Source organism: Halobellus sp. GM3 (assembly GCF_052545375.1).
This window is the reverse complement of the sequence record NZ_JBQWLT010000007.1, coordinates 1-13,630: the sequence shown is the minus strand read 5'-3', so window position 1 is coordinate 13,630 and position 13,630 is coordinate 1. Positions and strand designations below refer to the sequence as shown.

The window sequence follows — 13,630 nt, the reverse complement described above, 5'->3', positions numbered from 1 at the left end:
CGCCACGCTATAGTAGCGTTTGCAAGTCTGTACACACTCGACCGCACGACTGCGTGCGATCGAATGCGCACTCAGTTGCAAACGCTGCTATAGCCCGTCGACGCCGCGGATCGTGTCAAAACGACGCATACCCAGTCATCGACCGTCGTACCCGTCGATTTCGGCATCGGCAAAACACTACCCTTTTGACCCTCCTGCCGGTACTGGCTCGTATAATGGGCCGACGAAAAAAGATCGTACAAGAGTGTGAGCAACTGATGGACAAACCGGAGAACATCCGGAACATCGCCATCGCGGCTCACGTCGACCACGGGAAGACGACGCTGACAGACAACCTCCTCGCGGGGGCGGGGATGATCGCCGACGAGGGCGAGGCGACCCGTCTGATGATGGACACCGAGGAGGACGAACAGGAGCGAGGGATCACCATCGACGCGGCGAACGTCTCGATGACTCACGAGTACGAGGAGGAAAACCACCTCATCAACCTCATCGACACGCCCGGCCACGTCGACTTCGGCGGCGACGTGACGCGTGCGATGCGCGCGGTCGACGGGGCGCTCGTCGTCGTCGACGCCGTCGAGGGCGCGATGCCGCAGACCGAGACGGTCGTCCGGCAGGCGCTGCGGGAGGGCGTCAAGCCCGCGCTGTTCATCAACAAGGTCGACCGCCTCATCTCCGAGCTCCAAGAGGGCCCCGAGGAGATGCAGGAGCGCCTGATGGACGTCATCGGCGACGTCAACGAACTCATCCGCGGGATGACCGAGGACCGCGACGACATCGACGACTGGACGGTCTCCGTCGAGGACGGCACTGTCGCGTTCGGATCGGCGCTCTACAAGTGGGGCGTCTCCGCGCCGTCGATGGTCCGCACCGGGATCGGCTTCCCCGAGATCATCGAGATGGAGCGCAACGATCAGCGGCTCGAACTCCACGAGCAGACGCCGCTGTCGGACGTCGTGCTCGACATGGTCGCCGAGCACTTCCCGAACCCGCTCGACGCCCAGCCCCGCCGCATCCCGCGCGTCTGGCGCGGTGACGACGAGTCCGAGCTCGCGCGCCAGATGCGCGAGGTCGACGACGAGGGCGAGGTCGTCTTTATGGTGACGGACATCTCGATGGATCCCCACGCCGGCGAGATCGCCACCGGACGGCTGTTCAGCGGGACGATCAAGCAGGGACAGGAGCTGTACGTCTCCGGCACCGCGGGCAAGAACCGCGTGCAGTCGGTCGGGATCTTCATGGGCGGCGAGCGCGAGGAGCTCGATCGCGGCGTCCCCGCCGGGAACATCGCGGCCGTCACCGGCCTGCGCGACGCCATCGCCGGCTCCACCGTCTCGTCCCTCGAGATGACGCCGTTCGAGTCGATCGAGCACATCTCCGAGCCGGTCATCACGAAGTCCGTCGAGGCGGAGAACATGGACGACCTGCCGAAGCTCATCGAGACGCTCCAGCAGGTCGCGAAGGAGGACCCGACCATCAGGGTGGAAATCAACGAGGACACCGGCGAGCACCTCATCAGCGGACAGGGCGAGCTGCACCTCGAAGTCATCACCCAGCGTATCCAGAAGAACCAGGGCATTCCGGTCCAGACGGGCGAACCGATCGTCGTCTACCGCGAGGCCCCGCAGCAGGCCTCCCGCGAGGTCGAGGGCGTCTCGCCGAACCGCCACAACAAGTTCTACATCACCGTCGAGCCCCTCTCGGAGGACGTCGTCGACGCGATCAAGCTCGGCGAGGTCTCGATGGACATGCCCGAACTGGAGCGCCGCGAGGCGCTGCAGGAGGCCGGGATGGACAAAGACACCTCCCAAGAGGTCGAGCACATCCACGGCACCAACATCCTCATCGACGACACGAAGGGGATCCAGCACCTCAACGAGACGATGGAACTCGTCATCGAGGGGCTCGACGAGGCCCTCGACGACGGTCCGCTGGCCAACGAGCCCGTTCAGGGCGCGCTGCTCCGACTGCACGACGCGAGACTGCACGAGGACACCATCCACCGCGGTCCGGCGCAGGTCATCCCCGCCGTCCGCAACGCCGTCCACCGCGCGCTCATCGACGCCGACATCAAGCTGCTCGAACCCATCCAGAACGTCCGGATCGACGTTCCCTCCGAACACATGGGCTCGGCCTCCGGCGAGATCCAGGGTCGTCGCGGCCGCGTCGACGACATGTTCCAAGAGGGCGACCTGATGGTCATCGAGGGCATCGCGCCCGTCGAAGAGATGATCGGCTTCTCCTCGGACATCCGCTCTGCGACCGAGGGCCGCGCGTCGTGGAACACCGAGAACGCCGGCTTCCGCGTGCTCGTGGACAACCTCCAGCGCGAGAAGATTATGGAGATCCGCGAGCGGAAGGGAATGAAGCTCGAACTCCCCCAGTCGGTCGACCAGTTCTGAGCTGATCGGCGCGGCTTTCGCCTCGAACCGCGCGCGGACCGACTCGCTCGGTTCGACGGTCGGTCGTCGGCCCGACTCGACGCCTGATCGCAGATTCTCCGAGGACGCCGCGATCGTCGTCCCAGATTCTCCGGGTCGATAGCGGGGCCAGTAGTTTCAAGCGTCCGTTCTCCGTGGACTGTCCGTATGCGAACACGACTTCTCACCCTGTTCGATCGGGTCGGCTTCGGCTCGCCGCCGGAGACCGTCGCGCGACGGGGGACGTCGATAACGCGAGTGGTCGCCAGCGCGGTCATCTCGCTGACAGGGCTCGTGCTGCTCGTCCCGAACCTCTTTCCGGTGCTCGACGGCGGCGGCCCGGTGGCGGTCGGGCTCGGCGTCGTCGGGACCCTCGTCTCCGTCGCGCTCGTCGCGGTCGGCGGCCTGCTCTATTACAGCGGGTTCAGCGACCGCAACGCGGCGCGGATCGCCGTCTGGAACCTCCTCGGCGTCGTCGTGCTCGGCAGCGTGATGCTCGCGCACGCGTACGCGCAGAACCGCCTCTCGGGCGGCATCGCCCCGTCGATGTTCACCGTCGGAAACCTGCTGGCGATCGGCGCGGCCGCGCACGTCATCATCGGCGTCTACGACGCGAGGCGGGTCCGCGCGGAGCAACTCGCCCGCGAGCGCCGGCGGACGGCGGTACTGAACCGCGTGCTCAGACACAACCTCAGAAACGAGGCGCAGGTGCTCTCGGGCCACGCCGACATCGTCGCCGACCGCCCCGACGACGAGCAGCTTCGCCGGTCGGCGGCCGTCCTGAAGCGCAGCGCCGGCACGGTCGGGAGCCTCGCCGAGGGCGCGAAAGCGATCACGCGGGAGCGCGACCGCCCGCTCGAGGAGTACGAACCGACCGATCCGGCGGCGGTCTTCGAGGAGCGCGTCGAGCGCGCTCGCGAGCGCTTCCCCGACGTCGAGTTCGCGTTCGACGCCCCCGACGACCTCGATGGGACGGTGCGCGCGAGCGACGGGCTCCGCACGGCGCTGGACGAGCTGCTCGAAAACGCCGCCCGACACGGCGAGCCGCCCGTCGAGGCCTCGGTCCACGTGCTTCCCGATACGGTCGAACTGTCGGTTTCCGACCGGGGCGATGGGATCCCCGACCACGAGCGGGAGGTCGTCGGTGGTGAGACGGACATCACGCAGCTGACGCACGGGAGCGGGCTGGGGCTCTGGGTCGCGAAGACGGTCGCGGACACACACGGCGGGAGGCTCTCGTTCGCGGAGCGGGACGACGCGACGACGGTGACGCTGTCGGTTCCGCGCGCCTGAGCCAATCGGGGACCGTTTCGGTCCCACGCGGAGTTTTCGGTCCCACGCGGAGTGATTCTACGCCCGTTTGTGACGCCGGCAAGGCGTGCCATCGACGAAGGCTTATATCGGTCCGGCAGTTGACCTTGTGGTATGTGTACGGATTCGGCCTCACGCGCTCGATCTATCGGCGCGGGAGCGGACTGTCGAGCCGGTGTGTCGGCTCGCGTATCGGCCTCGGAACCGCGCTGTGAGAACGACGAACGCCCCGGAGTGAGCTATCTGTGACGTCAACGCTCGGATCCGACTCGGAGGCCGACGCGGACGCCGAGGCAGAGGCCGACGCCGAACCGGGAGCAACGGGCGACGAACCCGCGTCCCCGAACCCGGCGGCTGACGGGCGGGACGCGGAGATTGACGGCAGCGGCGAGCCGCAGCCGCACACGATCCGGCTCGAACTCGCCGACGAGCCGGGGCAGCTTCTGGCCGCCTTACAGCCGATCTCCGAGAACGGCGGCAATTTGCTTTCGATCTTCCACGAGCGGGGGAACGTCACGCCGCGCGGTCGAATCCCCGTCGAGGTCGACGTCGAGGCCACGCCGGCCCGCTTCGAGGCGATCGTCGCGGCGCTCCGCGAGGCGGGCGTCAACGTCGTTCAGGCGGGCGCAGAGCACTACGCCGAAGAGCTCGTCGTGCTCCTCGTCGGCCACCTCGTCGACACCGACCTCTCGGACACGCTTCAGCGGATCGAAAAGCACCCCTCGACGTCGATCGACGACCTCTCGATGACCGCTCCGGAGGGCCGGAGCGACGTGTCGAGCGCCCGCCTCCGGATGGCGACGCGCACCGGCGAGACCGCCGACGCGCTCTCGGTCGTCGAGGAGATCGCGGCCGAGAAGGACCTGCACGTGGTCGAACCCCTCACCGGAGGTGCGGTATGACCGACGGAAAGCGCCTCGCCGTTATCGGGGCGGGCGCGGTCGGGAGTTCGGTCGCCGAACTGGCCGCTGAGTACGGACACGCCGTGGTCGCCTTCGCGGACTCGTCGTCGGCCGTCGTCGACGCCGAGTCGGTCGACGTCGCGTCCGCCTTGGACCGGAAGTCCTCGGAGGGACGCGTCGGCGATGACGACCCCGCGGCCGCGCTGGAGGCCGACTACGACGTCCTCGTCGAGGCGACGCCGACGACGCTCGGCGACGCCGAACCCGGCTTCTCGCACGTCGAGGCCGCCTTGGAGCGCGACCGACACGTCGTTCTCGCGAACAAGGGGCCGGTCGCCGAACGCTACGGCGACGTGCGCGAACTGGAACGCGAAAGCGCCGGCGAGGTCCGGTTCGAGGCGACCGTCGGCGGGGCGATCCCGATCGTCTCGACCATCGAGGACCTCTCGCCGTCGCACGTCACCGCTGTTCGGGGCGTCCTCAACGGGACGGCGAACTTCATCCTCTCGCGGATGGCCGCAGAGGGGATCGACTACGAGCACGTCCTCGCGGAGGCGCAGGACCTCGGCGTCGCCGAGGCCGACCCCACCTTCGACGTCGAGGGGACCGACGCCGCGCTGAAGTGCGTCATCCTCGCGAACGTCCTCTCGGAGGGCGAGCGGGAGTTCACGCTCGCGGACGCGGACGTCGAGGGGATCACCAACGTGCCCGGGAGCGCCCTCGACCTCGCCGCCGAGGACGGCCGAACGATCAGACTCGTCGGCGAGGCGACGCGCGAGGAGATCCGCGTCGGGCCGCGGTTAGTCCCCCAGAACGCGGCGCTCGCGGTGACCGGAACGCGAAACATCGCCCAACTGGAGACGACGAACGCCGGCCAGCTGAATCTCAGCGGGCGCGGCGCGGGCGGACCGGAGACCGCCTCAGCGGTTCTCGGCGACGTAGGGCGGCTCGGCTGAGGTCGAGCCGGTGTCGACACCACCCCGGAAATCTGGCGGTGTTCCCCGTGGTAGATGCTCCCACAAACCGCGATACTGCGGCGTTTCGGCCGTCTACGTATCGAAATGGTTTTAGGGCTTTCTGGCTAAAGAAGGCGGTACAGAGCGCCTTAGCGCGTGACCCACCTATGAGTGACAAACCGCACCAGAACTTGGCCATCATCGGCCACGTCGACCACGGAAAGAGTACGCTGGTCGGACGGCTCCTGTTCGAGACAGGGTCCGTCCCCGAGCACGTAATCGAGCAGCACCGAGAGGAAGCCGAAGAGAAGGGCAAGGGCGGCTTCGAGTTCGCCTACGTGATGGACAACCTCGCCGAAGAGCGCGAGCGCGGGGTCACCATCGACATCGCCCACCAGGAGTTCGACACCGACGATTACTACTTCACCATCGTCGACTGCCCGGGCCACCGTGACTTCGTCAAGAACATGATCACGGGCGCCTCGCAGGCTGACAACGCGGTCCTCGTCGTCGCCGCCGACGACGGTGTCGCACCGCAGACCCGCGAGCACGTCTTCCTCGCCCGCACCCTGGGCATCAACGAGCTCATCATCGGCGTCAACAAGATGGACCTCGTCGACTACAGCGAGGACTCCTACAACGACGTCAAAGAGGAGGTCAACCAGCTCCTCAACCAGGTCCAGTTCAACGCCGACGACGCGCTGTACATTCCGATCTCCGCGTTCGAGGGCGACAACGTCGCCGAGGCCTCCGAGAACACGTCGTGGTACGACGGCCCGACGCTCTTGGAAGCGCTCAACAACCTGCCGGAGCCGCAGCCGCCGACGGACGCGCCGCTGCGACTCCCGATCCAGGACGTCTACACCATCTCCGGTATCGGGACGGTCCCGGTCGGACGTATCGAGACGGGGACGATGAGCCCCGGCGACAACGTCTCCTTCCAGCCGTCGGACGTCGGCGGCGAGGTCAAGACCGTTGAGATGCACCACGAAGAGGTGCCGCAGGCCGGCCCCGGTGACAACGTCGGATTCAACGTCCGCGGCATCGGCAAGGACGACATCCGCCGCGGTGACGTCTGTGGCCCCGCCGACGACCCGCCGTCGGTCGCCGAGACGTTCAAAGCGCAGATCGTCGTGATGCAGCACCCCTCGGTCATCACCGCCGGCTACACGCCGGTCTTCCACGCCCACACGGCGCAGGTCGCCTGTACGATCGAGTCGATCGATCAGAAGCTCGACCCCGCCTCGGGTGAGGTCGCCGAGGAGAACCCCGACTTCATCCAGTCCGGCGACGCCGCGGTCGTGACCGTGCGACCGCAGAAGCCGCTCAGCATCGAGCCGTCGGGCGACATCCCCGAACTCGGGTCCTTCGCGGTCCGCGACATGGGTCAGACCATCGCGGCCGGAAAGGTCCTCGAGGTCAACGAGCGATAGATGCAGCAAGCACGCGTTCGTCTCGCCGGGACCAGCCCGGACGACCTCGACAACATCTGCGACGACGTTCGCGAGATCGCGAACAAGACGGGGGTCAACCTCAGCGGTCCGATCCCGCTGCCGACGAAGACGCTCGAGATTCCCACGCGGAAGTCCCCCGACGGCGAGGGGACCGCCACGTGGGAGCACTGGGAGATGCGCGTCCACAAGCGTCTCATCGACATCGACGCCGACGAACGCGCGCTCCGGCAGCTGATGCGGATTCAGGTGCCCAACGACGTCAGTATCGAGATCGTCCTCGAAGACTGACGGCGTCTGTGAACCCGACACGCAGAACCGATTCGGCAGTCGGGTCACGCCGCTAGGGCGTCGGTATCATCGCTGTGCGTCGCTTCGCGGCGGTGTGATATCGCACCACGCGCGGCGGACGAAACAGAAGGTACAAATGATCCGCCGCCTTCGATTCGATTGCGGGCTCGTAGATCAGTGGCAGATCGCTTCCTTCGCAAGGAAGAGGCCCGGGGTTCAAATCCCCGCGAGTCCATACGCGCTTCGCGCGTCCAGTAGTCGACACACGGCGCTGTTTCTTTAAGTAACTACCCCCACCAGAAACCGGTGTATTCGTACCGCCGTCCGGCACCCTTTGCCGGTAACGTGTTGACGATTTATTCTCACTACCCAGCCGCCGTACCTCACTTTCCTATAATGACCGACTCGCAGACGACCACCAATCGAGCCGCCTAACCACTCATTCTTGTCTCGGTGCGCGCGCTCGCGATCGGTCTGTCAGCGGACAGAGGCGTCGATCCCGATCTCCGGCCCCGGTGCGATCGCTTTTTTCTCGATATTCGCTCAAAATCCGATTTTCGCGGTATACCCGGTACCCGTTCGTGGAGATCGCTCCGGACCTCGTCACAAGTGAATCAAAAGAAGATTCGGCTAAGCCGGTCGTTTCCTCGTTAGATGCTGCTGCGGAGATAGTTTTATCACGGGGGGTTGTCACGCGGCAGCTATGCAGAAACTCCGAAACGACAGCGGGTCCGGTCTCGTCACGATCCCGAAGCACTACCAGCCGCCCACCTGCATCACGACTCTCGGGTTCACCTGCTCGTCGACGAGGAGCCGCTGAGCGAACCGTCGGCGGAGATCGTGACTACTCACGTACTGAAAGTTCGCGTCGCCCGTCTGGTCGGCCGCGCGCTCGGCCGTGCGTTTGACCACGTCCCGAACCCCGCGCTCTGAGAGCGGCACCAGCGGCTCCTCGCGGTCGACGCCCTCGGCGGTCAGGTATCGGTGGACGTCGCCTTCGAGGTCCTTCGGGAGGTAGGCATCGCGCGGCTTCCCGCCGCTCCCGGTCGTGTCCTTCCCCTCCGGCACCCGAAGGCGGTCGTGGTCACCGTCGTCGGTGCGTTTCACGTGGTTCGGACAGATCTGCGGGATCTCGAAAGCGCGGAGGCCGACGTAGCCGCCGAGCTGGATCACGAGATCATCGCGATACGTCGCCGCTGCTCGGCGGAGATCCTCGAGCTCGTCGTCGGTCATCCACACGTGATACTGATCCGGCTTCGAGGTCGCTTCTAGTCTCATCTCGTCTGGCTGGAGAAGGTTGGAATATAAGCCTACGGGAGCGGCCGATCAGTAGGTTTCCACGTCGACGCCTAACGTCTCGAAATCGTCGGCGTTCCGCGTCAAAACAGCCTCGTCTTCGCGTTCCGCAGCGGCCGCGATCGCCGCATCACCTTTCCCAACGACGTTACCGGATTCCCCGAGCATCCGTCCAGTGCGCCGAGAAAGGCCGAGATCCATCGGGATGAACGGGAGTGCCTCGATGATCTGCCGGATCTGTCGTTCTTCCTCGTCGTCCGCGACACCAGTCCCGATCCCGATATACAGCTCCGTGACGGTCATCGCGGGGAGCTTCATCACTACGCCGCTCTCCTCCAAGGCTTCGGCTTTCTGTTCCGCGCCTTCGTCGCCAGCGAGGAGATCGAGAACGAACGCCGTATCAAGAATTACGGAATCGCTCCCGCAGCTCGCGAACCTCCTCGACGTCGCGCTCGTCCGCCTCCTCGATCGCGTCTCGCATCGTGTCGACGTCCTCCCGATCGAGGAGACCGGCGAGGTCGGTGACCGACGGGCGGTGAGTGAGGCGGTCGACCGCCTCCGAGAACGTTTCGTCCTCGCGCTTGTGCGCCTCGATATAGGCGTACGTGTCCTCGTCGAGGCGGACCGATTTCGTTCCCATACCTGTAGGAACAACCGTGTAGGGCTTGAATCTGATGCTGGGGTGCACGAATGGGAGAAGTGGATTCACGCGTTTGGTACGCTGCTACTCATCTTCCGGATTCTACAGAGAAGGTTGCAAGATGGACCTACGGGAGCGGCGTGATCGGCGCGGAATCAGGGTCGGATTCGGCGGTTCGGTTCCGACTTGTCCGAGAAGTCGGTAGGTCCCCTGAGACAGTGGGAAAGCTATATCTGTGAGACAAGCGTCTCACAACATATGAGCACCGACACCAACGCGCCCGAGAACGGGCAGATGGTAAAGATCGACGCCCGCGTTCCCGCCTCGGTACTGGAGGCGATCGACGAAGAGTACGAGCGCCGGGGGTACGCCTCGCGCTCGGAGGCGATCCGTGACGCCCTCCGCGATTGGTTGAATCCGTCGGTGACGCTGTCGGAAGAGACGCTCGACGTTCTGGAGACGAGCCGCGAGCAGCGGGAGCGTGGCGAGACCCGCTCCCTCGACGACGTCGCGGAGAAGTACGACGTCGACCTCGACGAGTAGGCACGAACGACGGAGGTCGAGATTACGCCGCAAGCCGACGAGCAGTTGGCACAGCTCGAAGATGAAGCCCGCGAGCGGATTCTGACGAAGCTCGCCGAGGCGCGAGAGTGGACCGAGCACCGCCTCGGTCCGCTCAGTGGATGGCCCTACTACAAGCTCCGCGCCGGTGACTATCGGGAGATCATCACGTGGGACCGCGAGGCCGACGTTCTCGTCGTCGAGGTAGTCGGGCATCGGCGGAACGTGTACGACCGGCACCTTCCCCCGTAGGGACGCGTATCGGCTTGTTTCACCAGTTGGAAACTTTGCGGTTCAGTTTACCGTATTTGACCGGTTTGATTTTTGTCTTTAGCAATCCACCTTGTGATGATAGTACTTCAATACTTTATCAGACAGGTGTGGGTTAAATACTGTGTTACAGTAATACAGTAAACGACGCTAAAAGGACGTATGACCCCGATTCAAAGCTTTAAACTTTTAACGCGTTATCACATAAACAGACCGATAATTTAAGTGTATATGGATATGACTATGATGTAAGCAACTATGGCCAAACTGAGGTCAATCAAGAGTTGTTGGGAGGTGACCCCCCTCCCACAATGAGAAAACGACCTGCTCGATCTCACACCGAAGTGGATTTGCTACCCCCATTCGGTGAGCCTGAGGTGGTCACCACCGGCAACGGAGCCAAAGACGTTGCCTTTGCAAGCGTCCTTACTGTCGGTGCTGCTTGGTATCTGACCAACAAGTGATCAGCTGACCTGCACCGAGCGGTCAGTACACTTCCAGATATTTTCTCTAATAGAATAAATTTGCTCCCTACGATGGGTCGTGTTTAGTTAAGGATGAAGGGTGAGGCGGGAGAATTTCTTGCTGGTCTATGGCAGAAATCGCCCGCCTCAGTGGATGCACGGACTGGATTGATTTGGATTTTGTGGAGCGACAGCGGACACCCGAGCGTGCGATGAAGCTCGGTATTCAACTCCAGTTAGCGGGACTGTCGCTGTCGAATACCGTCTCTATCCTCGAAGAACTGGGTGTCGATCGATCTCGCAAAGCAATCCACGATTGGGTGCAGAAGGCAGATCTACAGCCTGCAGAGGGTCAAAGCCCGAATCACGTTGCGCTCGACGAGACCGTGATTCGAATCACCGATCAGCAATTCTGGCTGTACGCTGCTGCCGACCCCGACACAAATGACCTGCTGCACTTGCGATTGTTTTCGACGACAACCACCGCGTTAACCGAGATTTTTCTGCGTGAACTTCGCCAGAAACACGATGTCGAATCTGCCGTATTTCTGGTCGATGGCGCTCAACACCTCCAAACCGCGCTGGCCAGAGCTGGACTCCGATTTCAAACCGAACGGACTGGAAATCGGAATGCCATCGAGCGAATCTTTCGAGAACGCAAGCGTCGTACGTCGTCTTTTTCAAACTGTTACAGCCACGTTGAGCCTCAACCCGCTGAAAATTGGCTTCAAGCATTTGCCGCTTGGCTCAATGCTCCAAACTAAACACTACCTTGGCAGAGCGCCCTAACGTGCGAACGTTTAAACGCCGCGTCGACGGAACGTACAGGCATGACTCGGGACTCCGCCCCTGGAGGATCCTGAGCGTGGTGGGGATCGTCTTTTGGGCACTCGTCGTGCTGGCGACTGTCACGAGCCTCGCGACGGCGTGGGCACTCGGGGCCAACAGTAACTCACCCCCGTTTGCGCCGGCGATCGGTGCCAACGCCATCTCGACGATGCGGGCGGCCTTCCTCGTCGGCATCTTGGCCGCACTCGGCGCGTTGACACAGGGCGGGGCGATATCCGATACGATCGGTGCGGGGCTTATCAACGGCGTCCAGATCACGTCACTGGCGGCGACGGCTGGCCTGCTGACCGCAACCGCGTTTATGGCGTTCGGCGTGTACACCGGCTATCCCGTCCCCGCGGCGTTCGCGACGACCGGGGCGATGGTCGGCGTCGGGCTCTCACTCGGCGGTGACCCGGCCATCGAGACGTACCGCCGTATCGTGCTCTTCTGGGTGCTCGTCCCACCGGTTTCGGGCGGACTCGCGTATCTCACCGCCACCGTCCTCCGCCGTGACGACATCCCTGAGACCGTCGGTGTCCCACTCTTGGCAGCGGTCGTCGGCGGGATCATCGCGAACGTCCAGCTGGCGGTCATTCCGTCGCCGCCCGATGCGACCCAAAGCTCGATCACCGGCTACATCTCGCGGCTGATTGAGACGCCGACCGTCGTGAGGGTCGACCCGCTCGTGGTCCTCGTGACGCTGGTCGCCGCCGCGGTGAGTTTCCGGTTCATCCGTCGCCGTACGCAGCAATCCGTCGATAAGGGGATCCGGACGTTCCTCGTTATTCTCGGGAGCGTCGTTGCTTTCTCCAGTGGCGGCAGTCAGGTCGGACTGGCGACCGGGCCGCTGGAGAACCTCTACGGCACCGAACTCGGGCTCCCCGGGATCGTCCTACTTGTACTGGGTGCGACCGGTATCCTGGCCGGCGCGTGGATGGGCGCCCCCAAGCTGCTCCAAGCGACCTCCCGCGAATACGCGAAGCTGGGCGTCCGACGCTCCATCGCCGCGCTGGTGCCGGGGTTTATCATCGCACAACTGGCGATCGCGCTGGGAATCCCGATCTCGTTCAACAACATCATTATTTCCGGCGTCATCGGCGGCGGGCTCGCCGGCGGCTCGGCCGGCGTCTCGCGCCGAAAGATCGGAGTGACCATCGCGTTCTGGCTCATCACGCTCGCGGCCTCGACGGCGATCGGGTTCGGGCTCTACAAGGCCTTCTCCGCAGTGCTCGGTGGCTAACTTCTACCCGAAACTGCGACTCTGGGCATTCACGGTGACCACTCGGATTCGACATACCCCGCGGCTGTGGGGTGACGTAGCCCGAGACAGGAAGTCGGCTTACCGGACGACCGTCACGGTCACGGGGGCCTCGCCGACGACGCGCGTCGCCACGGTGCCGAGCAACCGACGAAGCATAGTGCTCCGCTCGCCGCCGTGACCGCCTATCACGACGTGGTCGACATCGTGGGCGTCGACATACGTGAGGATGACCTCGGCCGGATCGCCGCTCTCCACTGCCGTCTCGATCTCTCGATCGGCCTCGGTGGCATGGGCCGTCGCCCGGTCGACGATGCGGTCGGCGCGTTCACGAGCGGCTTCACGCCGGTCCTCGCCGGGGGTGAGGATCCCCCCCTCGCTCATCGCCGCGTCAAGCGGCGTCACCACGTTCAGGACGGTCACCCGACACTCGAAGAGGTCGAGAGCCTCCCTGAACGCCGCGTCCGCAAGCGGTGACCCGTCGAGCGGAACGAGGACGTGCGATGGTGGCATACGACACCTTGTGGCCCCGTGTACATATCGGCAGTGGTCAGTCGACGTCGTATTCCAGCGGCGACGGGACAGCGACCGAGACGCGGGTCCGACGGATGTGGACCTACGTGTCCTCGAAGCGTGGAGAGAAGTACGACGTCGACCGCGACGAGTAGGCACGAATGAGCGAGGTCGAGATTACGCCGCAAGCGGGCGAGCAGTTGACACAACTCGAAGACGAAGCCCGCCAGCGGATGCTACCAAAGCGCGCCGAAGCAGGAGGATTATGTTTCGATCAACCCCTCGATCGCCGCGTTCCAAGTTCAGTTCGACATCGTCTACGTGATCCAGGCTCTCCAAGATGGGTAGATCAGACGCTCACAGAAGCGTCAAGGCGGATGCCCCGAGGCTTGACCTCGGGGAGGAAGCCGACAACTCGGTACACAAAACACGCTACGAAGACAGGACGACTCCCAACTATTAA

General features: G+C 64.2%; 15 protein-coding genes and 1 tRNA gene. 12 read left to right on the top strand and 4 right to left on the bottom strand.

The genetic code is table 11. From position 1 onward, the window contains the following. Positions 1-215 precede the first annotated feature (215 nt). The 7 genes from ACT3HL_RS11920 to ACT3HL_RS11890 all read left to right on the top strand — a co-directional run bounded on the left by ACT3HL_RS11920 (position 216) and on the right by ACT3HL_RS11890 (position 7,569). Positions 216-2,405 carry an elongation factor EF-2 gene (locus ACT3HL_RS11920; protein WP_445087062.1) on the top strand — a complete coding sequence of 730 codons (2,190 nt, stop codon included), beginning with the start codon at positions 216-218 and terminating at the stop codon, positions 2,403-2,405. 186 nt (positions 2,406-2,591) lie between these two features. Further along, complete coding sequence (locus ACT3HL_RS11915; RefSeq protein ID WP_445087061.1) at positions 2,592-3,716, top strand: ATP-binding protein; 1,125 nt, start codon at positions 2,592-2,594, stop codon at positions 3,714-3,716. 392 nt (positions 3,717-4,108) lie between these two features. Beyond that, positions 4,109-4,636, top strand: a complete 528-nt coding sequence (locus ACT3HL_RS11910) for an amino acid-binding protein (protein ID WP_445087284.1) — start codon at positions 4,109-4,111, stop codon at positions 4,634-4,636. After that, positions 4,633-5,592: a homoserine dehydrogenase gene (locus tag ACT3HL_RS11905; protein ID WP_445087060.1), complete on the top strand. Its 960-nt coding sequence runs from the start codon at positions 4,633-4,635 to the stop codon at positions 5,590-5,592. The genes ACT3HL_RS11910 and ACT3HL_RS11905 overlap by 4 nt, the downstream gene beginning before the upstream one ends. Positions 5,593-5,759: 167 nt before the next feature. Beyond that, positions 5,760-7,025 carry a translation elongation factor EF-1 subunit alpha gene (tuf, locus tag ACT3HL_RS11900; protein ID WP_445087059.1) on the top strand — a complete coding sequence of 422 codons (1,266 nt, stop codon included), beginning with the start codon at positions 5,760-5,762 and terminating at the stop codon, positions 7,023-7,025. Next, complete coding sequence (gene rpsJ / locus ACT3HL_RS11895; RefSeq protein ID WP_445087058.1) at positions 7,026-7,334, top strand: 30S ribosomal protein S10; 309 nt, start codon at positions 7,026-7,028, stop codon at positions 7,332-7,334. It abuts the gene before it with no gap. Positions 7,335-7,497: 163 nt separating this feature from the next. Further along, positions 7,498-7,569, top strand: a tRNA-Ala gene (locus ACT3HL_RS11890). A gap of 521 nt (positions 7,570-8,090) precedes the next feature. Here ACT3HL_RS11890 and ACT3HL_RS11885 read toward each other — a convergent pair. Genes ACT3HL_RS11885 through ACT3HL_RS11875 form a run of 3 tightly spaced genes read right to left on the bottom strand, consistent with a single transcriptional unit; the run spans position 8,091 to position 9,270 of the window. After that, on the bottom strand, positions 8,091-8,612 hold the full coding sequence (locus ACT3HL_RS11885) for a tyrosine-type recombinase/integrase (protein WP_445087057.1): 522 nt from the start codon (positions 8,610-8,612) through the stop codon (positions 8,091-8,093). A 48-nt stretch (positions 8,613-8,660) separates the two neighbouring features. After that, positions 8,661-9,038, bottom strand: a complete 378-nt coding sequence (locus tag ACT3HL_RS11880; protein WP_445087283.1) for a PIN domain-containing protein — start codon at positions 9,036-9,038, stop codon at positions 8,661-8,663. Further along, on the bottom strand, positions 9,031-9,270 hold the full coding sequence (locus ACT3HL_RS11875; RefSeq protein ID WP_445087056.1) for an antitoxin VapB family protein: 240 nt from the start codon (positions 9,268-9,270) through the stop codon (positions 9,031-9,033). The genes ACT3HL_RS11880 and ACT3HL_RS11875 overlap by 8 nt, the downstream gene beginning before the upstream one ends. Before the next feature lie 258 nt (positions 9,271-9,528). Here ACT3HL_RS11875 and ACT3HL_RS11870 point away from each other — a divergent pair, with 258 nt between their 5' ends. From ACT3HL_RS11870 to ACT3HL_RS11855, 4 genes are all read left to right on the top strand, one after another. After that, positions 9,529-9,813 (top strand): ribbon-helix-helix protein, CopG family, encoded by a 285-nt coding sequence (locus tag ACT3HL_RS11870; RefSeq protein WP_445087055.1) that lies wholly within the window; start codon positions 9,529-9,531, stop codon positions 9,811-9,813. Positions 9,814-9,834: 21 nt separating this feature from the next. Beyond that, entirely contained in the window at positions 9,835-10,083 is a 249-nt protein-coding gene (locus ACT3HL_RS11865; RefSeq protein WP_445087282.1) for a type II toxin-antitoxin system RelE/ParE family toxin, read from the top strand. Between the two features lie 610 nt (positions 10,084-10,693). After that, positions 10,694-11,329: an IS6 family transposase gene (locus tag ACT3HL_RS11860; RefSeq protein ID WP_445087054.1), complete on the top strand. Its 636-nt coding sequence runs from the start codon at positions 10,694-10,696 to the stop codon at positions 11,327-11,329. Between the two features lie 101 nt (positions 11,330-11,430). After that, on the top strand, positions 11,431-12,636 hold the full coding sequence (locus ACT3HL_RS11855) for an inorganic phosphate transporter (protein WP_445087053.1): 1,206 nt from the start codon (positions 11,431-11,433) through the stop codon (positions 12,634-12,636). 99 nt (positions 12,637-12,735) lie between these two features. Here the strand turns inward: ACT3HL_RS11855 and ACT3HL_RS11850 are convergent, their stop codons facing one another. Next, positions 12,736-13,167 (bottom strand): universal stress protein, encoded by a 432-nt coding sequence (locus tag ACT3HL_RS11850; RefSeq protein WP_445087052.1) that lies wholly within the window; start codon positions 13,165-13,167, stop codon positions 12,736-12,738. Between ACT3HL_RS11850 and ACT3HL_RS11845 the strand changes: the two genes are divergently transcribed. Beyond that, positions 13,158-13,322, top strand: a complete 165-nt coding sequence (locus tag ACT3HL_RS11845; protein ID WP_445087051.1) for a hypothetical protein — start codon at positions 13,158-13,160, stop codon at positions 13,320-13,322. The genes ACT3HL_RS11850 and ACT3HL_RS11845 overlap by 10 nt on opposite strands. Positions 13,323-13,630 lie beyond the last annotated feature (308 nt).

What these genes read in the sequence shown, in the direction of transcription:
- ACT3HL_RS11920 (WP_445087062.1), top strand. Translation starts at nt 216, where the DNA reads ATGGGCCGACGAAAAAAGATCGTACAAGAGTGTGAGCAACTGATGGAC.
- ACT3HL_RS11915 (WP_445087061.1), top strand. Translation starts at nt 2,592, where the DNA reads ATGCGAACACGACTTCTCACCCTGTTCGATCGGGTCGGCTTCGGCTCG.
- ACT3HL_RS11905 (WP_445087060.1), top strand. Translation starts at nt 4,633, where the DNA reads ATGACCGACGGAAAGCGCCTCGCCGTTATCGGGGCGGGCGCGGTCGGG.
- tuf (WP_445087059.1), top strand. Translation starts at nt 5,760, where the DNA reads ATGAGTGACAAACCGCACCAGAACTTGGCCATCATCGGCCACGTCGAC.
- rpsJ (WP_445087058.1), top strand. Translation starts at nt 7,026, where the DNA reads ATGCAGCAAGCACGCGTTCGTCTCGCCGGGACCAGCCCGGACGACCTC.
- ACT3HL_RS11885 (WP_445087057.1), bottom strand. Translation starts at nt 8,612, where the DNA reads ATGAGACTAGAAGCGACCTCGAAGCCGGATCAGTATCACGTGTGGATG.
- ACT3HL_RS11875 (WP_445087056.1), bottom strand. Translation starts at nt 9,270, where the DNA reads ATGGGAACGAAATCGGTCCGCCTCGACGAGGACACGTACGCCTATATC.
- ACT3HL_RS11870 (WP_445087055.1), top strand. Translation starts at nt 9,529, where the DNA reads ATGAGCACCGACACCAACGCGCCCGAGAACGGGCAGATGGTAAAGATC.
- ACT3HL_RS11860 (WP_445087054.1), top strand. Translation starts at nt 10,694, where the DNA reads ATGGCAGAAATCGCCCGCCTCAGTGGATGCACGGACTGGATTGATTTG.
- ACT3HL_RS11845 (WP_445087051.1), top strand. Translation starts at nt 13,158, where the DNA reads ATGGTGGCATACGACACCTTGTGGCCCCGTGTACATATCGGCAGTGGT.
- ACT3HL_RS11850 (WP_445087052.1), bottom strand. Translation starts at nt 13,167, where the DNA reads ATGCCACCATCGCACGTCCTCGTTCCGCTCGACGGGTCACCGCTTGCG.